The sequence below is a fragment of the Arcticibacter svalbardensis MN12-7 genome, from assembly GCF_000403135.1.
GTDB classification, from domain to species: domain Bacteria; phylum Bacteroidota; class Bacteroidia; order Sphingobacteriales; family Sphingobacteriaceae; genus Arcticibacter; species Arcticibacter svalbardensis.
Window position 1 is genome coordinate 1 of record NZ_AQPN01000147.1, and the last position, 21,310, is coordinate 21,310.

Genomic DNA, 21,310 nt, shown 5'->3' on the forward strand with positions numbered 1-21,310 from the left:
TAAGTTTAATGCTATTTTTGTACCGATGATATTTGAGCTTGATGATCTGGATGCCCGTTTCCCTCCTGCAGAACTGGCAGAAGAGGATGGCCTATTGGCTGTTGGTGGCGATTTAACCGCTCAACGACTCATAAATGCCTACCATAATGGCATTTTCCCCTGGTATTCGGATGATTCTCCTATCTTATGGTATTCCCCACATGAACGCTTTGTTTTATTCCCTGAAAAGATCACAATTTCTAAAAGTATGCGTCAGACTTTAAGATCAGGAAAATTCAGAGTAACTAGTGATACAGCTTTCGAAGAAGTAATTAGCGCCTGTGCAGCAAAAGAGCGGAAGGATCAGGATGGTACATGGATCACCACGGACATGCAGGAGGCCTATATCCGTCTGCATCAAATGGGAATAGCCCATTCAGTTGAAGTATGGCAGGACGATCAACTGGTCGGCGGCTTGTATGGCATCAGTTCCGGGAAGGCATTTTGCGGCGAGAGTATGTTTAGCAATGTTAGCAATGCCTCTAAAATTGCCTTGATCTGGCTGTGTCATACCAACCTTTATGCGTTGATTGACTGCCAGATCTATAGCGAACATTTGGCTACACTGGGCGCTGAAATGTTAAGAAGGAACTTATTCCTCCCTTATGTCGGGATTTAATTTAAAATATCCCTGATATCCTCTGGTGATAATGATTTTACAAAGCTTTCTTCGGTAGTAATAAGCGTTTCGGCTACAATCCGCTTTCTATTTTGTAAGGCAAGAATCTTTTCCTCTACACTATCTTTAGTGATAAACTTATAAATAAACACATTTTTAGTCTGGCCTATCCGATGTGTGCGGTCTACTGCCTGTTGCTCCACAGCAGGGTTCCACCAGGGATCAAGAAGAAACACATAATCAGCCTCAGTAAGATTGAGCCCTACACCTCCCGCTTTTAATGAAATAAGGAATAACTTAATTTCATCATTCCGCTGAAATCCTTCTACTACCTCACCCCGGTTCTTCGTGCTTCCATCCAGATAAGCGTAGGTGACATTTTCTTTATCCAGATAGGCCCTGTAGATATCAAGCTGTTTTACAAACTGAGAAAACACCAATACTTTATGACCTTCTGCTAACACATTTTCCAGGGTATGGATTACATTTTCAAACTTACCAGATTCCCCTTCGTATTCCTTATCCACCATCAGCGGGTGATTGGCAATCTGTCGAAGTCTGGTTAATCCCTGTAACACCTGTATCTGTGATTTCACATACGTGCCGTCTTCTAAGGAATCCAACAGTGCATTCCGATATTCAGATTTCACATTTTCATAATATTCAGCCTGATCATCGGTCATACGGCAATAAAAAAGCTGTTCTGTTTTGTCAGGAAGTTCTTTGGCAACCTGATTCTTTGTGCGCCTTAATACAAAAGGTTTGATTAAAGCGAGCAGTTTCTTCGCTTTTTCATCATCTTTCTTTTTCTCTATGGGGTTTGTAAAATCATTTTGAAAGAACGTCTGGGTTCCAAGCAACCCAGGGTTAATGAAGGACATCTGCGCCCAAAGATCGTTCACCGTATTTTCTACGGGCGTTCCGCTAAGGATCAACTTATTCTTTGATTTTAGCTGCCTTACGGCTTTATAAGCTTTTGATGCGGGATTCTTAATATTCTGACTCTCATCTAAAATGATATAATGAAAATAGATATGCACCATCAGCTCGATGTCGACCCTGGTAATGCCATAAGTGGTTAACACCACATCATATTCAAGAAAGCGGCTGAGATCTTTATTTCGCAGACTCCCTGTATGTACAAGTATCTTCAATTCAGGTGCAAACTTGCCCGCTTCATTCTCCCAGTTATAAATTAAAGAGGTAGGCATAATGATCAAAGAAGTAGACAATGTGCCTTCCTTTACATTTTCCTCTTTTATTTTTTGCAGCAGTGCAAGCGTTTGCACTGTTTTACCCAGACCCATATCATCAGCCAGACATCCTCCAAAGTGATATTTACGGAGGAAATGAAACCAATCATAACCGGCTTTCTGATAGGGGCGCAATACCCCTTTAAAATTAACAGGTACAGGAGCCTCCTCGATTTCCTCAAAGGCACTGAGCATTTGAAGTTTTCTTCCCATAGTAATGGTTGCCAACTCACTATTCGCATAATCGGCAATCAGTCCAATATGGTGCTTTTTAAGTCGTAAATGCTGACCATGAAGCTCAGTAAACATCATCAGATTACCATATTGGGCAAACCATTCTTCGGGAATAATGGCTATTTCGCCAGATGGCAATACATATTCCCTTATTTTATTTAAAATATGATGGCGCAGATCAATAAATGGAATCTGATAAGGCCCAAAAAAGACAACCGCTTTCAGGTCGAACCAATCATTATTCTCCTGGAAGTCGAGTTCTACCTTACTGGTACCAAACAGAAAACGTTTCTTCCCTTCAACCTGTTCGATTACAAAGTTCAATTCAGCCAGTGCAGCATGATTGGTATTCAGCCATTCTATGATAGAAAGAGCAGGGTCTGTTTCCTCTGATACAGGTTCTACTTCGAATTGACTAAAGAGATCAGTGGTTTTCTTTAAGCCAAGATGTAATAACTCATCCAGTTTATTCTTCTCCCAGAGTTGCGAACGCTTGATGCGATGGAAAATATAGTCATCACCTTCTATTTGCATACGCACAGAAACCTTCCTTCCCACCCCGGCAGGGAAAGTATATTCCCCATATTTAAATAAGAGTTCCAGCCTTGATGTTCCACCGGGTATAAAATCAACTTTTAACACTGGAATGGCATCAAACTTTTCTGTATTGATTTGAAATCCATCCGCAAACACATTATGTTTCTCAATAAGAGGAGCTACAAATCGTTCAAAATAGTTTTTTTCAGAAGTCTTGGGAATGGAAATAAACCGTTTATTAAGAAAAGGCTGCAGTTTTTTCCCTTCCATTTCATCCTGAAAGTTATACACCACATTCTCCAATAACAACCAGGCTGGTTCATTGCAAACGATCTGCGCATCCTTAAACATAAATTCGATGCGAGTACCCTTATATTTTATGGTTGGAAAATAACGCGTCTCTTCTTCATTACGCCGGAAATGAAATAACACAGATGCAGGTTCTTCAGCGATTTCAAGCAGATGATCTACCGGCCAGCCTTCCCTGCTCATCAGGTAGAATCCTTTATGTCGCAGTAAAGTGATCGCTTCAATAAGACGTTTTTCTATTTTGGGACGGATAATCTGAAATAATTTATCATCAAAGATCCGCGCAAAGAATTCTGCCGGACGGATTAGCTTTTTATAATACCGCTTAATGACATGAGATTGTTCAGTTTCATCCAGAAGCTTGATCAGTTTAAAATCTATCTCATCGAACTCCTTGGAAAACTCCTGTATGGTATTTGAAAAAAGCCTTTGGTAGGTAAGAGAAAAGCCTCCATCGGAGTTTAACTGAACCACATGAGGTTCTATTAACCAACCAAGGTACTCATGTTTGCACAATGAATACACAACTTTAAAAGGCTTGGAACTATCAACACGAAGCATGAATATGTAAAATAAGGAAAATAAGCCTAAGTTAAAAATCATAAAAATAAGCAGAAAAATAGGTATTTCAAAATTTGATACTTAACTTCGTATTGTCTTAAGGGGTGCTTGTGTAAAAACAGGCTGAGATTACACCCATCGGAAGGATTGTTATACAAAAGCGTATACTTTTCTCCGTGAACCTGATCCGGATAATGCCGGCGTAGGAATTGTAACAAAGATAATTGCGTGTAGCCCCAATACGCATTCATATTTAAAAAAATTTAGTTTTGAAAAAAATTTACTTAGTAGCCCTTATGGCGCTCCTGCTTCCTGCTTTAGGATGGGCACAGTACTCAATCTCCGGAACAATTACAGATCGTTCTAGCCGTCAACCTCTTTCAGGAGCAAGTATACTGAGCGGAAATACGTTAATAAAGAGCAATTCTAACGGGGATTACAAGATCTCAAGATTAAAAGCCGGAACTTATACGTTAACTTTTCGCTTTATTGGTTTCTCCGAAATAAGTACAACAATAAGCCTGACCAACGACCGGATCTTCAATGCTGCAATGGCACCCACAAACATTATTACCGATGAAGTGATCGTAAAAGCTACCAGAGCTACAGCAAATACGGCTACCACTTACAAGAACCTCGACAAACAAGAACTTGAAAAGTATAATCACGGTCAGGATTTGCCTTTTCTTCTTAACCAGACCCCTTCTGTAGTCGTATCTTCAGATGCAGGTACAGGAATTGGCTATACCGGGATCCGAATCCGAGGAAGTGACGCCACCCGCGTAAATGTAACCCTAAATGGAATCCCATTAAACGATGCGGAAAGTCAGGGTTCCTTTTTTGTCAACATTCCTGATTTTGCATCATCTGTAGATAACATCCAGATCCAAAGGGGAGTAGGTACCTCCACAAATGGGGCAGGTGCTTTCGGCGGAAGTTTAAATATTCAAACCACTACCCGCAGGGATTCTGCCTATGCCGAAGTGAACAACACCTTCGGATCTTTCAACACCTGGAAGAATACGGTTAATATTGGAACCGGACTAATCAATGGTAAGTTCACCTTTGACGGACGACTTTCAAGGATTAAATCAGACGGTTATATTGACAGAGGGGCATCCAACCTGAAGTCCTATTTCCTATCCGGAGCCTATTATGGCAAAAAAGATCTGTTGCGCGCAAACATATTCTCAGGAGACGAGAAAACCTATCAGGCCTGGAATGGTATTCCTGAAGAAAAACTGAAAGGAACACCAGCGGAACTGGGGGCTTATTATCAAAACAATAAAGGCCAATCTTTTTTTACACCAGCTGACTCATCCAACTTATTCCATTCGGACAAACGGAAATACAATTCCTTCCTATATAAAAACCAAACTGATAATTACACCCAAAACCATTACCAAGCCTTCTATACCCATACCTTTAATGATCAGCTGTCTCTAAATACAGCCCTGCATTATACCCATGGAAGTGGTTATTATGAAGAATATAAAAATGAGCAGGACTTAAAAGATTATGGTCTTGCAAATGTGATTTTAGGTTCAGATACAGTTAAAAGCACAGATTTAGTACGCCGCAGATGGCTGGATAATGATTTTTACGGAATAACTTATTCGTTAACCTATAAGCCAACAACACGGTTTAATTTCACTCTGGGTGGCGCTTATAATGAATATGATGGTGACCATTTTGGGGAAGTTACCTGGGCTACTTTTAATTCTAACGGACAACCTGGAGATCGCTATTATAACGGAAATGGGTTCAAAACCGATTTCAATATCTATGGAAAAGCGACCTATGAGCTAGGAAGTCTGATTTTATACGGAGATCTGCAATACCGCAAAATTGGCTATGACATCACCGGAACAGATAAAAGCAGAATAGAGCTAAACATACATGACAAGCTTAACTTTTTCAATCCAAAAGCTGGAATTACGTACCTGCTGAATAATGAAAGCAATGTTTACGCCTCCATTGCAGTAGCCAATAAAGAACCTAACCGGGATGATTATGTCAATATAGCTGCAGGTTTGAGTCCTGTAAGCGAAAACATGAAGGACCTGGAAGCAGGATATCGTTTCACCGGCAATTCAATTAAAGCAGGACTAAATGGCTATTGGATGATCTACAAAGACCAATTAGTTTTAACCGGACAATTAAACACAGAAGGAGAGGCTTTGAGGCAAAATGTAGCCGACAGTTATCGCCTGGGAGCAGAAGCAGATGTACAAATTGCCCTGCTTCCTAATCTAAGCTGGGGAGTTACCGCTAATCTGAGCCGGAATAAGATCAAAGATTTTACGGAATACGTGTACAACTACGACACCAAAATTAATGACAGTTTCAATCATACCCATACGAATATTGCCTTTTCCCCCTCATTTGTAGGCTCAAGTGAATTATCCTTCCGCCCATTCAAAAAGGCAGAGATCGGATTGTTAAGTAAATATGTAAGCAAGCAATATTTGGATAATACCTCCAACAACACCCGTAAATTAGATGCCTTTTTTGTTAACGATTTGCGTTTAGGCTACAATACCTCCCTTGGAAAGGTAAAAAACATCGGCATCACCTTACTGGCTAACAATATTTTCAGTGAGCTCTATGAGTCAAATGGATACACCTATAGTTTTACTTATTACGGAGTTCAAACCACAAGTAATAACTATTTTCCACAGGCGACACGGAACTTTATGCTTTCGTTAAGTTTAAAGTTTTAATAAGAATAGTACTGAAGGATTTACGATATTTGAGCTCACACATTCAAAAAAATGAAATTAAGCTATCTATTTGGTACTGCATTCATTTTGCTTACCATTGGTGCTTCGGCGCAGAAAAAAAGTACTTCCTCTTCGATAGAAAGACCCAAACTTGTTGTTGGGATTGTGGTCGATCAAATGAGATGGGATTACCTTTACAGATACCAGGAGAGATATTCTAAAAACGGATTTAAACGTCTTCTTCAGGAAGGATTCTCATGCGAGAATACAAATATTGATTACATCCCAACTGTCACTGCCATTGGACATTCCACTATTTATACCGGATCGGTCCCTTCACTTCATGGCATTGCCGGCAACGACTTTATCGTTCAGGCAACCGGAAAATCCATGTATTGCACAGATGACAGCACAGCCAAAACAGTAGGCAGCACTTCTAGTGCAGGTGAAATGTCACCCAATAATTTACTGGTTACCACAGTAACTGATGAATTGAAGCTGGCTACTAACTTTCGCGCTAAAACAATAGGCATTGCCATAAAAGACAGAGGAGGAATCTTACCTGGGGGACATGCCGCAAATGCCGCCTATTGGTTTGATGATTTAACGGGCAACTGGATTACAAGTACCTATTACATGAAAGATCTTCCAACATGGGTTAAAACAGTAAACGCGCAGAAGCTGGCTCAGAAATATCTGGACAAAAACTGGAATACCTTATATCCTATTAATACCTATGTGCAGAGTGAAAAAGATGATAGTCCCTTTGAAGGAAAGTTTCCTGGTGTAAATGCTCCTGTATTTCCATACGAGACCTCTACCATGTATAAAAAAGATTTTTCAGCTATACGGGCTACTCCTTATGGAAACTCAATAACCCTCGATATGGCAAAATCCACTATCGACAATGAGCAAATGGGACAAGGTGATGTACCCGATTTCTTAGCCGTAAGTTTATCATCAACTGACTATGTGGGTCATCAATTTGGTCCTAATTCCATAGAGATCGAAGACACTTATTTACGTCTTGATCAGGATATTGCATCGTTTTTAACCTATCTGGATAACAAAGTAGGGAAAGGAAACTATACCGTTTTCCTTTCTGCTGATCATGGTGCTGCACATAACCCTAATTTTTTATTGTCACATCATATTCCTGCAGGTTTATTTCCTTCCAGTGTGGTTACTAAAGATTTAAATGCTTTATTAGAAAAAGAGTTTAAGCAACCAAACCTCGTTCTTGGTCTGCCAAACTATCAGGTAAATCTCAACAACTTAGTAATGGAGAAAAACAAGCTGGATGAATCTGCTATTATCAAAACATGTATTGAATATCTCAATAAAAGAAGTGATGTTGCTTATGTTGTTGAAATGGAAAAGGCAAGCCAAGCCTCTGTACCTGAGCAGTTAAAAACCCGAATTATTAACGGATATAACAAAGAAAGAAGCGGCGCCATTCAAATCGTATTGAAGCCAGGCTTTTATAGTGGAGGAGCAACAGGTACCACACATGGTACATGGAACCCTTATGATGCGCATATTCCCTTTGTATTGATGGGATGGGGAATTAAACATGGGGCCACCAATCGTCCGGTTGCCATGACTGATATTGCCCCTACCATATCTGCCTTACTTCATATCCAGGCACCTAATGGAAACATTGGCAAACCGGTTACAGAAGCTTTGATATCTGAGAGTAAATAACCTTTTAATAAAAGGTAAATAATTAAAAAAACATGCAAAAGTATATATCAAAATTCCATTACCTGACACAGGATCTTTCTGGAAGGAGCCACTTGGAACAGGTCATGATAGCATGTCAAAATGGAGCAAACTGGATCCAATACCGTTGTTTTTCTAAAGATGAAGAGCAACTTTTAGATGATATTAACCGAATAGCTGAGGTTTGTGATGATTGGGGCACAACCCTGATCGTCACCGATCATATCTCCTTAATTTCAAAAGCAGATATCCAGGGGATTCATATTGAAGATATGAATGCTGATTTTAAATCAATAAGGAAAGAAATAGGGCCAGATAAAACGCTCGGTGCTTCTGCTAATACTATAGCAGATATCCAACGTATTGCAGACAGCAAGGTTGTGGATTATATAGGCTGCGGACCATTGAGAATAACGCTTACTAAACCTAACGATTATCCTCTACTTGGCATAAATGGCTATCTGCTTATTACAGAGGAGATGAAAAAAAGAGGAATATCGATCCCCTTACTTGCAGTAGGTGGTGTTATCGCAGATGATGTTGATGCACTCTTGAAAGCAGGAGTATATGGGGTTGCCGTGTCTGCAGCAGTAAACTTGTCACCCGATCCTTCAATAGCGTTTAAGGAAATCTATAAAAAGCTGCATTAAATCGAATTTATGTCTTCTTCGTTATACAAGGTCAACCGACCTTTCATTGCGCCCAGAAATAAAATAAAAAATTGAGTACTAACGATAAAAAACGAATAGCTGTCTTAAAGAATATAATTAATTCTCAAGACAGCTATTCGTTTTTTTATAACATTCAAAACTACTAATGAATTCGACCATCACTATACGCACAGCCACAATAGAAGACTTACCTGTAATACATCAATTGGCAGAAGATATTTGGTGGCCAACCTACCGCGGTATCTTGTCAGAAGAGCAAATACGATTCATGCTGGACCATATGTACTCCATAGAAGCGTTAACTCATCTGATTAACAAGGGAATTATATTTATGCTGGCTGAAGACTTAAATACTGCTGTTGCTTTTGCAGGGTACTCTATATCAGATACTGATCCTACTCTTTTAAAAGTACATAAGCTTTATGTTCAGCATGCAGAGCATGGTAAAGGTATAGGCAGACTCCTTCTTCAATACATTGAAAATGAATCTTTAAAAGCAGGCATTTCAAAGTTGGAGCTTAATGTAAACAGGCAGAACAAGGCGTTTGACTTTTACAAAAGACAAGGTTTCGAAATTTTTAAAGAAGAGGATATCCCCTATTATAACTATTGGATGAACGACTTTATTCTTCGTAAACAGCTGATTTAGAAGAATTAATAATCTCCCTTTTTTGCCTTTCTGTTTCAGCCTCTATTTTCGTTTCCTGTACATTATCAATAACGGCTATGTGATAGTCTTTATTTTTAAATGATCCATGGATTGACGACTCTTCCGTATTCTTTAAGGCAACATCATAAGGACCCTTATCACTCATCAGTTTAACGAATACAGGCAAACATTCAAAAAGAATAAATAGCAATCCGATAAAAGAAATAGCAAGAAAAGTTCCCAACTCCCGGGAGCCATCTGCTTTAAAACTTAATTGTCCTAACGCCCAGTTCCGATCAGCAAAACCGGCAACATTAGCTAAACTATCCAGCTGTTTACCGCTAAACATGCGCTCACTGGTAATCCCATCCAAATCTCTGCGTTGCCTTATAAAGCCTTCCATCGCGGTAATATCATTATTTACCACGCCGAGACGATTCACTTTTTGAGCAAGCACCTCTTCCTTTTGCTTCGCGTAAGTCCCGTATCCTACTTGACCTGAAGTCTGATTTGTTTTATCACCAAAGATCTCCTGGTTTAAAAGGTAACGGGACCTGTTTATATCAGTGGTAAGCGAATCCCGCTCAGTCACCAGATCTTTAATCTTCTTTAACTCCAATCCATATTTATAGGTGAACGTATTATTCAGGGTATCAATTTTAGAACGTTGCCCATTTAAATAAGAGAGTTTTAATTTCTCCCGAATCTCCTTATTGAAAATCTTAAGTTCCAGAGGCCTTGATATCACGATACCAATCATAAAAGCTAAGAGAATCCGTGGAGTAGCCTGTAGAATTTGTTTGTTTACTGTCCCGTTTTTACTGATGCTGGATACAATATAACGGTCCATATTAAAGATCGCGAGTCCCCAGATAATCCCAAACAGGATAGCAAAAAACACCGCAGCCGCATCACCAGAAAACACAAAATACATGGCATACCCTCCGGAGAGAGATGCGAATAATGCGGTAAAAAAAATGGTAGCCCCAATTCCTACATACTTATTTTGCTCGGTAGGATAATCTTTTAATGTATTGATATGTACTCCTGAACAAAACCAGAAGAATTGATTAAGATTTTTCATCTATTGATATAATCATTTATTAGAACAGCTGCAGGTGGAACTTGTTACAGTAGGATGTAAAATTACGATATTATAACGCTTTGGAACAAGCAACTGGTATGTTTCATCATAATTCATATCTTTGAATATACAAACTTGATGTCATGAAAGAAATTACAGTTGAAGAGCTTAAACAGAAAATAGATAATGGCGAAGATTTTCAGTTAATAGATGTTAGAGAAACTTTTGAATATGAGGTATCTAACCTGAATGGCGAAAACATTCCTTTATCGGGCATTTTAATTGAATCGGATAAAATTGCAACAGATAAACCTGTGATTGTTCAATGCAGAAGTGGCAAAAGAAGTGCTGCTGCTATTATGCAACTGGAACAAACGCTGGACTTAGAAAATCTATATAATCTGGAAGGTGGAATATTGGCTTGGAAAGAAAAAATTGATCCATCAATGCCTGTATATTAATAGATCCAATGGGAAAAAAGATTTTTCTTAATGTATTATACAACTTAGCTTTAATAATTTTAGTGTTATGTGTGTTCTGGAGCGCTAAAGATGGTCAATATGCCATCACACTTGGCTCCGTAGTCCTATCCGCTTTTATCATATTCTTAAAGATTAAGCTTAAAAAAGAGGTTAATGAGCTAATAAAGAAAAGAAACAATAAGATTTAAGGAGCAGGTACTGTTCCTTTTTCTTGTTGTTTAATGGCTTTAAATTCATTATACGATTTACGGATATAAACGACCATATCATATTCATTCCATAAGCGAACCTGCTCCAATGTAGGCATATAATCTGATCTGAAGTCAGGCAATTCTTCCGGCGTAATTGCTGGTACCGCAGTGTTGATAGATAAATCATTAAACTTTCTCGTCACTTCCTGATATTCAAGTTCCTGCGAGGCAAAGTTATTAAAGCGCCTGGCACGTTTCCCTGTTTTGCCAAATCGGTCACCAAGTGCGGACAATGGACTAAAAATATAAGCAAGTACAGGCGGTTTACCACTAAAATAGGAACCTTTACTCTTATAAGCATTCCTGATGTCATTAAGATCCGCTTCCAACGACTTCCCATTTACCACCACTTCATCCAGCTGGGTAATTTCCTGAAGATAGAGAATCACATCTTGAAAGTTGGAAACCACAATATATTTGGTCATATAGCCCATCGCCGATACTTCAAGCGTATCTCCCGCTGAAGATAGAATAGTAAAGATCCCCAGCTCATTAGATACGACACTAAAATTACTCCGCTGATTTTTAATGTTTGCTCCACTAATCCGCAAATTACTTCCCGCCTTTAAAATAGCACCTTGCTGCCCTTTTATAGATTGTGCATAACTCTGAAAAAAGCAGCATAACATCAAAGTGGTCAAAACAAACGGAATTATGCGATTTGTGCTCATATTGTACTACAAATCTAACTTATATATTGATTTGTCTTTGAAATTTATTATATAACGAAGCCTTGTTAAAAATAGTTCTACGAGATTAGTATCTTTGTCAATGATTAAGTCAATGACCGGCTATGGTATAGCCTCTGATGATTTTGGTAATACCAAATATACTGTCGAGATCAAATCACTTAACAGTAAATTTCTGGAACTAGCATTAAAACTTCCTAAAGCATTTTCAGACAAAGAACTTATTTTACGGAACGATTGCTCCAAGCAAATTGAACGTGGAAAAGTGAACATAGCCGTAACTGTTGAATATGCGACTAATGAAAAAAAGACCGCAACAATCGATCAGGAACTCCTATATCTTTACTACAACCAACTAAAAACGGCTGCGGCAAGTTTAAATGATAACGGCAATAACCTGCTTCAGTTAGCACTAAACTTTCCGGAAGTAATCCGGTACGAAGAGGATGTGATCTCTGACCAGGAATGGAAACATTTACAGGGAACTTTTACTCAGGCAATGAATAACTTTCAAACTTTTAGAAAAGATGAAGGTAATGTCTTGCAAAAAGACCTCGAATTACGGATTACAAATATCCTCCAGGGATTAGCTCTTGTTGAAGAACAGGATCCAAAGCGTATCCCTGCCATTAAAGAGCGTATCGCCCAACTTCTTGAGGAATATGTAGGCAAAGAGAATACAGATAAAAACAGATTTGAGCAGGAATTGATCTTTTATATCGACAAGCTTGATATTACTGAAGAAAAAATACGACTAAAAAGTCATTGCAATTATTTCATGGCTGCGTTAAAATCAAATGATGCTAACGGCAAAAAACTAGGATTCATTTCCCAGGAGATCGGTCGTGAAGTCAATACAATGGGTTCTAAAGCAAATGATGCCAAAATTCAACAAATTGTTGTTGGTATGAAAGAAGAGCTTGAAAAAGCTAAAGAGCAACTATTGAACGTACTTTAGGCGCAGTTTTATTTATATAATACTTATCACAATATGTCACAAGGCAAACTTGTTATATTTTCAGCGCCATCAGGAGCGGGTAAAACAACAATTGTTCACCATCTCCTGGAACGTTTCCCCCAGTTATGTTTCTCTATATCTGCTACCACCCGTGAGTCCAGAGGTATAGAAACCCACAAAAAAGATTATTACTTCATCACTAAAGAGCAGTTTCTGCATAAGGTAGCCAAACACGAGTTTGCCGAATTTGAGGAAGTTTACTCTGGCACCTTCTACGGAACCCTAAACTCAGAAATTGAAAGTATCTGGGAAAAAGGGAAATGTGTTGTCTTTGATATTGACGTACAAGGAGGCTTAAGATTAAAAAAGAAGTTTGGCGATAATGCCTTAGCCATATTTGTTCAGCCACCATCTCTGGAGGTATTGATTGAGCGTCTTTCAGCTAGAGGCACCGATAGTCCCCAAAAACTTAAAGAACGCATTGCCAAAGCAGATAAAGAGCTTAGATATGCTCCCCTTTTTGACGTCATTCTTCCTAATAATGATCTGAAGACTGCTTGTGAGGATGCTGAAAAGTTAATTGCAGATTTCATAACGTGTTAAATGAAAATTGGTCTTTTCTTCGGCTCTTTTAACCCGATACATATCGGGCATCTGATCATTGCCAGTTACATGGCCAATTATACAGAACTTGAAAAGGTATGGATGATGGTATCTCCCCATAATCCATTGAAGGACAAGAACGCACTGATCAATATGTACGATCGCCTGGAGATGGCTAAACTGGCTACAGAAAACTCCGAAAAAATAGCAGTCAGTGATGCTGAATTTAAACTCCCTAAGCCCTCCTATACCATTGATACGCTCACTCATTTAACCGAGCGCTATCCTGAGCATACTTTCAGTCTCATCATGGGCGCTGATAACCTTGCTTCGTTAAAGAAGTGGAAAAACTACGAACTACTGCTCAGGGACTATAAGATCATTGTCTACCCACGACCGGGAATTGAACACATGGAGATCATGGATCACCCTTCAGTTACGATGACAAACACGCCTTTAATGGAGATATCATCCACTTTTATCCGCAAATCTTTAAAAGAAGGAAAGTCTGTTGAATTTTTAATTCCCGATGCCGTTTTACGCTTTATTGATTCTAAAAACCTCTACGGCAGCCTTTAAGACTTTCGCCAGCCAATTACCTCTTTCAGATAAATATCGATTAATTCCAGATCAACTACATCATGAATATACCCGATGTATAAATCCGGACGTACGAGTATAGCCTTCTTTGCATTCTCTTTAATCTCAAAGGTTTCGAATATGCTCTTATTGCTTTCCGAGGGTGGTAAATAATAAAAGTTAAGGTTGAATGGATAACTGCTTTTAATCCATTTAGCCAAAAGGGCCAATGAACGGGCACTCAGTTCCCCTATAACAAGCAAAGTAAAGCCTGGCTTAGCACACCAGGAATGAAGATCTGTAGACTCCTTTAATTTTTCATCAAACACAGGAAGGAAAGGTAACCTATCGCCTGCCCGAACGTGTGTTGTATTGGAATGATGAACCGATAATTTACTATTTCTATAATGAATAGAAAGCTGAGAAATCCTTTCAAGTAACCATTTCTTAGAAGCAGGATGTCCTATAAATTGCAGCAGACGCTTCCTGATAAAGCCATTTATAGCCACTTTTATAAAGTAATTAGCTGATGTAAGAAGAGCAAAAAACCGGTCTGTTGTCCTTAATAAGCTTTTAGCCACCGACATGCGCTCCCTGGCATACGTATCGAGAATAGAAGTGTTAAATTCGTTATTCAGCACACCCGCCAGCTTCCAAGCTAAATTAGCAGCATCTTGAAGGCCGCTATTCATTCCCTGCGCCCCTAAAGGTGAATGATGATGTGCAGCATCCCCAATAAGAAACATCCGCCTTGACCGAAACCGTTCTGCCATCCGATGACTTAACTGATAGGTGCTGAACCAGCTACAGGAATCTACGTTCAACGGAACGCCAAGTATGAACGTTACATATGGTTTAATATCCTCAAAGCTGAGGTTCTCACGTTGTTTTAGCGAATTGGGGATGACCCCGGTACAGCGGATCTGCTGATCCCTCAATGGAATAATCTCCAGAAACCCTTCCCTTTTAGAAAAGATATGTACGGATTCCCAAGCCATATCAGTAGTTAATTTCAAATCGGCAAGGAAGTAGTGATGAAGCTTACTGCTCCCCGATAGAGGAATCCGATGCAAGGCGCGGACTTTACTTGAAATCCCATCTGCGGCAATCAGCCAGTCGCAGGTAAGGTCCCTTTCCGTCCCTTCCTGATTCACATGCAGGAATACCTTTTCATCGGTTTGCCGACTTTCCTCTATACGGGTATTCCAGTAAACCGGACAAGCATGTTTCGTTAGATCTTCCAGAAGAATCCTTTCTGTCTTTCCTTGTTCCAGAACCAGCATAAAAGGATAAAGTGTCTGAATATCAAAATTAAGCTCCAGTTTCTTCTCTTCCTCATGAAAGCTGATCCTCGAAACCCGATTACCCGTTTTTAACAAGGCCTCATCAAGCTTTAATTGACGGAAAACTTCTACAGATCTGGAATGAAGAACTAAGGCCCGAGACTGCCTGGTTAATGTTTTTTTCGCATCAATGATGACCGGTTGAATCCCGTAACGCAGCAGTTGTGCCGCCATCATTAACCCCGAAGGCCCGGCTCCTACTATAACAACAGTACTGTGCTCAGGCAGTTTAATCATTTAAGTAACAGAAAAATAGCTGGTATTTTATGGAAGTCAACCTTTTTCTTACGCCATTGTTCTACCGGAAGTGAAATTATCTGCTCATTTTCTGCAGTCAGATTAACGGCCACACAGAGTCGCGTTTTAGCAGAACAGGACCGAAGCACCTCTTCAAGCAACTGATTATTGCGGAATGGAGTCTCTATAAAAATCTGCGTTTGATGCAATCGCTCTGAAACCGACTCCAGTTCTTTTATTTTATGAGCCCTTTCCACTTTATCAATAGGAAGATACCCATGAAAGACAAAGTTCTGACCGTTAAACCCGGAAGCCATCAGCGCCAGTAAAATCGAACTTGGTCCTACCACTGGAACTACTTTTATGCTCCTGCGATGTGCTTCGGCAACAATATCTGAACCCGGATCAGCAACCGCAGGACAACCTGCCTCACTCATCAATCCTACATCTTCCCCTGCTTCCAGTTCTTTAAAAAAGATACCGAAATCATTCTTTTCAGCATGTTTACCATAGGGGTACAGTATCAATTCGCTTTGTGGGGTTTTTAGTCCCATGGCCTTTAACCATTTACGTGCAGTTTTTTCATTCTCCACAATATAGGTTTTAAGACGGTTGATGAGAGGTGTTTGTGTTGCAGGGATCACCTGTTCAGCCGATTCATCAGCTAACGGTACCGGTATAAGAAAAAGCACTCCTTTGGACATGCTACAAATTTGAACAATTTTATCCTGATAAGAAGAGTTGATCTTATGGTCTGATTGTTATTTATTCTATAATGATCCCATGTTGAGTCCAACATAAGTCCATGTTTGTACATAAAAACACGGACTTAACATGGATTGAACCTAGTTTCAATATAGGTTCAACATATACTAGTTATATATCAAATACTTCCTTGAGGCTGGCTCCATAACTCCTGCCTGAATTCAACTTACTATTCTGTTGATCATTCATAATAAAGAAAAATGCACCATTAAAGCCTTTCCTGATCTCTTTGATCTGCTCCGAATTGATAATGATACTGCGACTGATGCGTACAAAATGAGAGGGAAGTTTTGCTTCAAGCGCAGAGAGTGTAAAATCAGTTAAATGCCTTTTGCCATCCAGCTGATTTAGAAAAACATACTTTTCTTCTGCCTCCATATAAATAAGTTCCTGCAAGCGGACTAAAAGAATCCGATCCCCTATTTTAACAGTAAGCGTTTTAATCTCCTTTTTAACATTAAGCTGCCTGATCAGGCGATCAAGCGGAATGGTATAATCAGCATGGACCTGCAATCTGTTGATCGCCTTGGCTAACCTTTCCTTCTCAATTGGCTTCAGCAGGTAGTCAACGGACTCCTCATCAAAGGCCTTCAGCGCATACTGATCATAGGCAGTAGTAAATATCACCTTAGGAGGCACAGAAAGACGGCTTAACATTTCAAATCCATTTAAGACAGGCATTTCAATATCGAGAAAAACCAGATCGGGACGAAGGCTTTCAATAAGCTTCAACCCTTCGGCACCATTGGCAGCTTCTCCAATAACGCTAATTGTTGATTGGTCAGCCAATAACCGTTTTAAACGAAGTCTGGCTAACGCCTCATCATCAATAATCAGGGTATTCCAAATTTTATCCATGTGTTATCGGGATTTTAATGCTGATTTGTTTAATTGGCTGGTTGGTAATCTGCACTTCATAATGATCCGGATATAATAAGCCAAGTTTATCATATGTACTCTGTAAACCATACCCAATCTCCAGGTTTTCAGGGAAAGGTATTCCATTGTCGGAAACAGAAATAACCAGTCCATCCTTTTTTACTATCGAAATGCGGAGTAATGCATGATCAGCCATATCCTTTAAACCATGTTTTAAGGCATTTTCCACCAATGGCTGGATCAGGAACCTTGGAATCTGAACTTTTAAAAGCGATTCATCTACCTCTATGACAAATTGAATCCGATCGCCAAACCTTACTTTTTCTATATCCAGATAAGTACGTAAGATCTCTATTTCCTCCTGCACCTGTACCGTTGCTTCCTGACTATTGTTGATGCTATACCTGAATAATTTAGAAAGCTTAAGTGTCATACTCTCCGCTTTATCCGGATCTTCATGGATTAGGCTGGCAATTGAATTGAGTGAGTTATATAAAAAATGCGGGTTAATCTTTGACTGAAGGGTAGCCAGTTCTGCCTGAGTCTTCAATTGTTTGAGCTTCAGCACATCAAGACTTTTCTCCTGAATCCGGGCATTTAGCCTTTCTTTTTGTGCGTTATACAAATACATTACGGTACATACCACCAGTACAATAACCCCAGAGAATTTTGAATCCTGAAGATGAAAGAAATGATATTCTAAATTAAAAACGTAAGCCCTTATCAAGTAAACCAATTCTATCGCAACCAACATGGCTACAATACTCGTGACGTAATATATCACGATAAATACCCAAATATTATCTGTATTAAACTTTACAATTCTTACAACCAGGTAGACACCATTAGTAATACAGAGCGTGATGACTGTACTGCTAAGCATATTAAAGACGAGCTGTCTTAAACTGATCCAATCTCCATAAAAAGCGCTGATTAATAGGGATATTATTACCCCTATTAACAGCCCTAAAAAGAAATTATAAAGATTTAGTTTAAGCCAACCGCGACGGGTAAATCTAAGCCTGCCTTTTGCCTTATCCTGATTTAAGTTTTTAAACATTTTTCTTAGTTACACTGTGCCAGTAAGGATTTAGCTGCTTCCAATCCCCAATTTGGTTCAATTGCATTTTTAGTTTTAAATATAGCAAATTTAGCGACTGCCTCTTCCAATAATGGCTTAGCTTTAGCCTTACCTCCTCCAAAAGCTTCAGGAGTATGAAAAGTATCCTGTCCCTTAATCAAATAGATCCTGGGATTATCAGGATTAAGCGCCGTAGCTTTACCCAAAGATGCCGCCGATAAACCCATAAACGACATTCTTGCCTGTGGGTCGATACTCATTTTCATAAATTGAATATACCCCTTTAATGCATAAATTTCACTGTTATTAGGAGATACTGCATCAGCCTGATCCACTTCCAGTAAGGCCTTGTCCCAATACTGATCCTTTAGCGTTTTATCCTTAATCAAGAGTCCTGCTACCAGATTATTGTAGGCTGCATAATACGCTGGCGTCCACTCTTTAAGCTCCACCTGTGCAATCCGTTCAAAGTGATTCGCCGCTTTAAGAAAGCCATCTGATGTTTGAGCCGCAGACATGAGTTCCAAGCCTTTTTTGACTCCTAGTTCTAGTTTTTCGTTTGGAGTTTGCGCTATACCATGGATACTTAATAGCATGAATAAAATGACAATCGATGTTTTTAAAATTTTCATAGCTGTTGTTTTTAAATTATAAATGGATTTGATTTGTTTTCTATCTTACGAATGTATTATCACCTATTGTCATCAACAGGCCTATAAACACATCTCTTCTTGCTGGTTGTATTGCTCGCCTGTTTAAACCGTCTGTGCTATATTGATAGCCATACACATTTTTAAATCCGGGCACATTGTTCACATTCAAATACAGCACTGAAAACTGTTTTAAGACATGTGTTAAATAGCTGACCGTTAAACTCAAACTGTTATAACTTTTAGTACGATCTGACAGGTAATCAGGATTATTTGGGTTCACATACGGCCTTCCTGAAGCGTAGGTATAGGTTCCACCTACTTGTGCATTGATCGCACTTATAAATTGCTTATATACCATGGATGCCGTATGTTTTGCCGCAAACTCAGGTGTAGCGAGGATGGGAAAGTCTCTGAAATTCCTTTTGGTATCCAGGTAAGAATAGGAAACCCAGTAATCGGCATTTTTAATACTTGCTTTATCCCGCCAAAACACCTCAAATCCCTTTGCATAACCATGACCCGAGTTGTTGGGATCACCATTATTATCCTTGGTCAATTTTGCATAATCCTTATAATACCCTTCAATTCTGAAGTTCTTTTCGGGTGTATTCACTTCATATTTCAAAATATAATGGTCAGCCTGCTCAAAGTCCAGCGGTTTAATTACCAGGTATTCATCCTCTGGATTTTGATAAAAGCGGCCATAAGCAAGTGATATTTGAGACAGTTTACCCGTTTTAAACCCTAATGATAATCGGGGAGCAGTATTGTATTGTTCCAGGTAGGATGAATACTCTGACCGAACACCCAATCGTGCTACAATTTTAGGTGTAATAAACAGATCCGTTTCTACAAAACCAGAACTTAGCTGATCATTATATGCTCTTGAAAGTCCGTTTAAACTTTCAAATCGCCCGGTACTAAAGGTTTCTCCACCGAACTTAAAATTAGACAAGCGGCCAAAATAATGCGTTAACGTTGCTTTGCCTTCCAATAAATGATCCCTTCGTGCGTAATCATCAGCAGACATAAAACCACCATCCTCATCTTTGTTATAGGCAAAACCTGCTTCTATCTTCCAGGTGTGACTGATGTAGTCCTTATAAGTAGAATTGACATATACGTTTTTATTATTATTACTCAGATAATTGGGGAGATCAGGTGCGTTTATATTTGTGCTGTTCAGCGACAAGTCCGTTTTACTATACGCAGCGTATACCTTGAACATGCCCGTTTCTGAGGTCTTGAGTTTATATTGTAAATTTCCACCCAATTGCTCCGGAGCATGGATATAATCATTAGCCTGTTTGATCACAGCGTATGCCGGTGCCAGGTTATAATAATAGCCACCAAAGGTAATTGCGCTATTTTTTAAGCGGATGTTTTGGTCGATCCCTCCCCCTACAGTGAGTAAGGAGATTCCCGTAGTCGTTTTCTCCGGAAGATCCGTACTTTCCAGGATCAGGGCAGAAGATAAAGCCTGGCCATATTGGGCAGAATATCCACCGGCAGAAAAAGAGGTTCCTTTGAATAAAAAAGCAGACAACCGTCCTCTTGATGCCTGATCGGGCACTGTTGCATTAAAAGGGCTTTTAACCAGCATTCCATCAAAATAGGTTTTAGTCTCTGCAGCAGAACCTCCCCGCACAAATAGGCCGCTTTCAGAAAAGGAAGTTTGTGTCCCGGGTAAGGTTTGAAGGGCAGCAAAAACATCAGCACGGGTACCGGCAGTAGTAGCAATATCCAATGAACTTAAGATAGCGCCTTTTTTACCATCGCCGGCTATAAATGACCCGGCACTAATGGTCACACTCTCCAAAAGATTGGCAGATTCTTTAAGCGTTAAATTGAGGGAAAGCTTGTTTCCGTTTAAATTAACGGGCAAGGAATCGGTATCATAATTTAAAAGGGAGAACTGCAGTACTTTTAAGCCCTTTTCATCTGTGGTAAACTCAAAATTCCCTGTACTATCTGATGATGCGCCATCATAGGTATTCTTTAAAATGATGTTGGCATTTGATAAAGCTAATCCCTTTGCGGATTTGATCGTCCCGGATACAATCGTCTGCGCTTGTGCATAATTAAAAAGTAATATGGTTATGAGGAGTAAAGCACCTGATTTCATGTCCTGTCATTTGAATTGTTATTCAAATATGACCTGAAAGAAGAAAAAAGAGAGGGGAAAGCTGACGAGTGGCCGGAATATTCGGATGACCTGCATTATATGCTGATAAAGGAGTTTATTAAACGGCAACAAATTTTGTTTCATCATCCAAATGCCCCAACATTGCAAATACGGTAAAAAGAAATGCTACTGATGTTATGGAATGGAAGTTTAATCAATCTTTTGTGAGTAAAGCAGATAATTAAATCAATAAAAAAAAGACGA

The 21,310-nt window shown here is 39.3% G+C and carries 19 protein-coding genes; 10 read left to right on the top strand and 9 right to left on the bottom strand.

The features are described 5' to 3' along the window. The first annotated feature begins 25 nt into the window (after positions 1–25). Positions 26–658, top strand: coding sequence for a leucyl/phenylalanyl-tRNA--protein transferase (gene aat / locus ADIARSV_RS19900; RefSeq protein WP_016197490.1), 633 nt, complete (start codon positions 26–28; stop codon positions 656–658). On the opposite strand, the gene ADIARSV_RS19905 is transcribed toward aat, so the two are convergent. Beyond that, positions 655–3,552: a DEAD/DEAH box helicase gene (locus tag ADIARSV_RS19905; protein ID WP_016197491.1), complete on the bottom strand. Its 2,898-nt coding sequence runs from the start codon at positions 3,550–3,552 to the stop codon at positions 655–657. The genes aat and ADIARSV_RS19905 overlap by 4 nt on opposite strands. Positions 3,553–3,848: 296 nt before the next feature. Here ADIARSV_RS19905 and ADIARSV_RS19910 point away from each other — a divergent pair, with 296 nt between their 5' ends. The 4 genes from ADIARSV_RS19910 (at position 3,849) to ADIARSV_RS19925 (ending at position 9,317) form a co-directional block, all read left to right on the top strand. Next, positions 3,849–6,275 (top strand): TonB-dependent receptor, encoded by a 2,427-nt coding sequence (locus ADIARSV_RS19910; protein WP_016197492.1) that lies wholly within the window; start codon positions 3,849–3,851, stop codon positions 6,273–6,275. A gap of 51 nt (positions 6,276–6,326) precedes the next feature. Further along, positions 6,327–7,979 (top strand): alkaline phosphatase PafA, encoded by a 1,653-nt coding sequence (gene pafA / locus ADIARSV_RS19915; RefSeq protein WP_016197493.1) that lies wholly within the window; start codon positions 6,327–6,329, stop codon positions 7,977–7,979. Positions 7,980–8,011: 32 nt separating this feature from the next. Beyond that, entirely contained in the window at positions 8,012–8,647 is a 636-nt protein-coding gene (locus ADIARSV_RS19920; RefSeq protein ID WP_016197494.1) for a thiamine phosphate synthase, read from the top strand. Positions 8,648–8,813: 166 nt separating this feature from the next. Beyond that, on the top strand, positions 8,814–9,317 hold the full coding sequence (locus ADIARSV_RS19925) for a GNAT family N-acetyltransferase (protein WP_040300775.1): 504 nt from the start codon (positions 8,814–8,816) through the stop codon (positions 9,315–9,317). Here ADIARSV_RS19925 and ADIARSV_RS19930 read toward each other — a convergent pair. Beyond that, a complete protein-coding gene (locus ADIARSV_RS19930; protein ID WP_016197496.1) occupies positions 9,292–10,401 on the bottom strand; it encodes a DUF4407 domain-containing protein in 1,110 nt (369 codons plus the stop codon). The two genes, ADIARSV_RS19925 and ADIARSV_RS19930, sit on opposite strands and share 26 nt — an antisense overlap. Before the next feature lie 143 nt (positions 10,402–10,544). Between ADIARSV_RS19930 and ADIARSV_RS19935 the strand changes: the two genes are divergently transcribed. Beyond that, positions 10,545–10,862 carry a rhodanese-like domain-containing protein gene (locus tag ADIARSV_RS19935; RefSeq protein WP_016197497.1) on the top strand — a complete coding sequence of 106 codons (318 nt, stop codon included), beginning with the start codon at positions 10,545–10,547 and terminating at the stop codon, positions 10,860–10,862. Between the two features lie 8 nt (positions 10,863–10,870). Beyond that, positions 10,871–11,071 (top strand): DUF6358 family protein, encoded by a 201-nt coding sequence (locus ADIARSV_RS23300; RefSeq protein ID WP_040300777.1) that lies wholly within the window; start codon positions 10,871–10,873, stop codon positions 11,069–11,071. Here ADIARSV_RS23300 and ADIARSV_RS19945 read toward each other — a convergent pair. Continuing rightward, complete coding sequence (locus ADIARSV_RS19945) at positions 11,068–11,763, bottom strand: carboxypeptidase-like regulatory domain-containing protein (protein WP_016197499.1); 696 nt, start codon at positions 11,761–11,763, stop codon at positions 11,068–11,070. The two genes, ADIARSV_RS23300 and ADIARSV_RS19945, sit on opposite strands and share 4 nt — an antisense overlap. Before the next feature lie 154 nt (positions 11,764–11,917). Here ADIARSV_RS19945 and ADIARSV_RS19950 point away from each other — a divergent pair, with 154 nt between their 5' ends. The 3 genes from ADIARSV_RS19950 to nadD are packed head-to-tail and all read left to right on the top strand — an operon-like array spanning position 11,918 to position 13,963. Beyond that, positions 11,918–12,781: a YicC/YloC family endoribonuclease gene (locus ADIARSV_RS19950; protein ID WP_016197500.1), complete on the top strand. Its 864-nt coding sequence runs from the start codon at positions 11,918–11,920 to the stop codon at positions 12,779–12,781. Between the two features lie 33 nt (positions 12,782–12,814). After that, positions 12,815–13,384, top strand: a complete 570-nt coding sequence (gene gmk, locus ADIARSV_RS19955) for a guanylate kinase (RefSeq protein WP_016197501.1) — start codon at positions 12,815–12,817, stop codon at positions 13,382–13,384. After that, positions 13,385–13,963, top strand: coding sequence for a nicotinate (nicotinamide) nucleotide adenylyltransferase (nadD, locus tag ADIARSV_RS19960; protein WP_016197502.1), 579 nt, complete (start codon positions 13,385–13,387; stop codon positions 13,961–13,963). On the opposite strand, the gene ADIARSV_RS19965 is transcribed toward nadD, so the two are convergent. The 6 genes from ADIARSV_RS19965 to ADIARSV_RS19990 form a co-directional block, all read right to left on the bottom strand. Next, positions 13,960–15,543, bottom strand: coding sequence for an FAD-dependent monooxygenase (locus ADIARSV_RS19965; protein WP_016197503.1), 1,584 nt, complete (start codon positions 15,541–15,543; stop codon positions 13,960–13,962). The genes nadD and ADIARSV_RS19965 overlap by 4 nt on opposite strands. After that, complete coding sequence (locus tag ADIARSV_RS19970) at positions 15,540–16,247, bottom strand: SAM-dependent methyltransferase (protein WP_016197504.1); 708 nt, start codon at positions 16,245–16,247, stop codon at positions 15,540–15,542. Before ADIARSV_RS19970 ends, ADIARSV_RS19965 begins: the two co-directional genes overlap by 4 nt. Before the next feature lie 172 nt (positions 16,248–16,419). Further along, positions 16,420–17,166, bottom strand: coding sequence for a LytR/AlgR family response regulator transcription factor (locus tag ADIARSV_RS19975; RefSeq protein ID WP_016197505.1), 747 nt, complete (start codon positions 17,164–17,166; stop codon positions 16,420–16,422). After that, complete coding sequence (locus ADIARSV_RS19980; RefSeq protein WP_052017068.1) at positions 17,159–18,247, bottom strand: sensor histidine kinase; 1,089 nt, start codon at positions 18,245–18,247, stop codon at positions 17,159–17,161. The genes ADIARSV_RS19975 and ADIARSV_RS19980 overlap by 8 nt, the downstream gene beginning before the upstream one ends. Positions 18,248–18,252: 5 nt before the next feature. Next, positions 18,253–18,900: a hypothetical protein gene (locus ADIARSV_RS19985; protein ID WP_016197507.1), complete on the bottom strand. Its 648-nt coding sequence runs from the start codon at positions 18,898–18,900 to the stop codon at positions 18,253–18,255. 40 nt (positions 18,901–18,940) lie between these two features. Continuing rightward, positions 18,941–21,046: a TonB-dependent receptor gene (locus ADIARSV_RS19990; protein WP_016197508.1), complete on the bottom strand. Its 2,106-nt coding sequence runs from the start codon at positions 21,044–21,046 to the stop codon at positions 18,941–18,943. Between the last annotated feature and the right edge of the window lie 264 nt (positions 21,047–21,310).

What these genes read in the sequence shown, in the direction of transcription:
- aat (WP_016197490.1), top strand. Translation starts at nt 26, where the DNA reads ATGATATTTGAGCTTGATGATCTGGATGCCCGTTTCCCTCCTGCAGAA.
- ADIARSV_RS19905 (WP_016197491.1), bottom strand. Translation starts at nt 3,552, where the DNA reads ATGCTTCGTGTTGATAGTTCCAAGCCTTTTAAAGTTGTGTATTCATTG.
- ADIARSV_RS19910 (WP_016197492.1), top strand. Translation starts at nt 3,849, where the DNA reads ATGGCGCTCCTGCTTCCTGCTTTAGGATGGGCACAGTACTCAATCTCC.
- pafA (WP_016197493.1), top strand. Translation starts at nt 6,327, where the DNA reads ATGAAATTAAGCTATCTATTTGGTACTGCATTCATTTTGCTTACCATT.
- ADIARSV_RS19920 (WP_016197494.1), top strand. Translation starts at nt 8,012, where the DNA reads ATGCAAAAGTATATATCAAAATTCCATTACCTGACACAGGATCTTTCT.
- ADIARSV_RS19925 (WP_040300775.1), top strand. Translation starts at nt 8,814, where the DNA reads ATGAATTCGACCATCACTATACGCACAGCCACAATAGAAGACTTACCT.
- ADIARSV_RS19930 (WP_016197496.1), bottom strand. Translation starts at nt 10,401, where the DNA reads ATGAAAAATCTTAATCAATTCTTCTGGTTTTGTTCAGGAGTACATATC.
- ADIARSV_RS19935 (WP_016197497.1), top strand. Translation starts at nt 10,545, where the DNA reads ATGAAAGAAATTACAGTTGAAGAGCTTAAACAGAAAATAGATAATGGC.
- ADIARSV_RS23300 (WP_040300777.1), top strand. Translation starts at nt 10,871, where the DNA reads ATGGGAAAAAAGATTTTTCTTAATGTATTATACAACTTAGCTTTAATA.
- ADIARSV_RS19945 (WP_016197499.1), bottom strand. Translation starts at nt 11,763, where the DNA reads ATGTTATGCTGCTTTTTTCAGAGTTATGCACAATCTATAAAAGGGCAG.
- ADIARSV_RS19950 (WP_016197500.1), top strand. Translation starts at nt 11,918, where the DNA reads ATGACCGGCTATGGTATAGCCTCTGATGATTTTGGTAATACCAAATAT.
- gmk (WP_016197501.1), top strand. Translation starts at nt 12,815, where the DNA reads ATGTCACAAGGCAAACTTGTTATATTTTCAGCGCCATCAGGAGCGGGT.
- nadD (WP_016197502.1), top strand. Translation starts at nt 13,385, where the DNA reads ATGAAAATTGGTCTTTTCTTCGGCTCTTTTAACCCGATACATATCGGG.
- ADIARSV_RS19965 (WP_016197503.1), bottom strand. Translation starts at nt 15,543, where the DNA reads ATGATTAAACTGCCTGAGCACAGTACTGTTGTTATAGTAGGAGCCGGG.
- ADIARSV_RS19970 (WP_016197504.1), bottom strand. Translation starts at nt 16,247, where the DNA reads ATGTCCAAAGGAGTGCTTTTTCTTATACCGGTACCGTTAGCTGATGAA.
- ADIARSV_RS19975 (WP_016197505.1), bottom strand. Translation starts at nt 17,166, where the DNA reads ATGGATAAAATTTGGAATACCCTGATTATTGATGATGAGGCGTTAGCC.
- ADIARSV_RS19980 (WP_052017068.1), bottom strand. Translation starts at nt 18,247, where the DNA reads ATGTTTAAAAACTTAAATCAGGATAAGGCAAAAGGCAGGCTTAGATTT.
- ADIARSV_RS19985 (WP_016197507.1), bottom strand. Translation starts at nt 18,900, where the DNA reads ATGAAAATTTTAAAAACATCGATTGTCATTTTATTCATGCTATTAAGT.
- ADIARSV_RS19990 (WP_016197508.1), bottom strand. Translation starts at nt 21,046, where the DNA reads ATGAAATCAGGTGCTTTACTCCTCATAACCATATTACTTTTTAATTAT.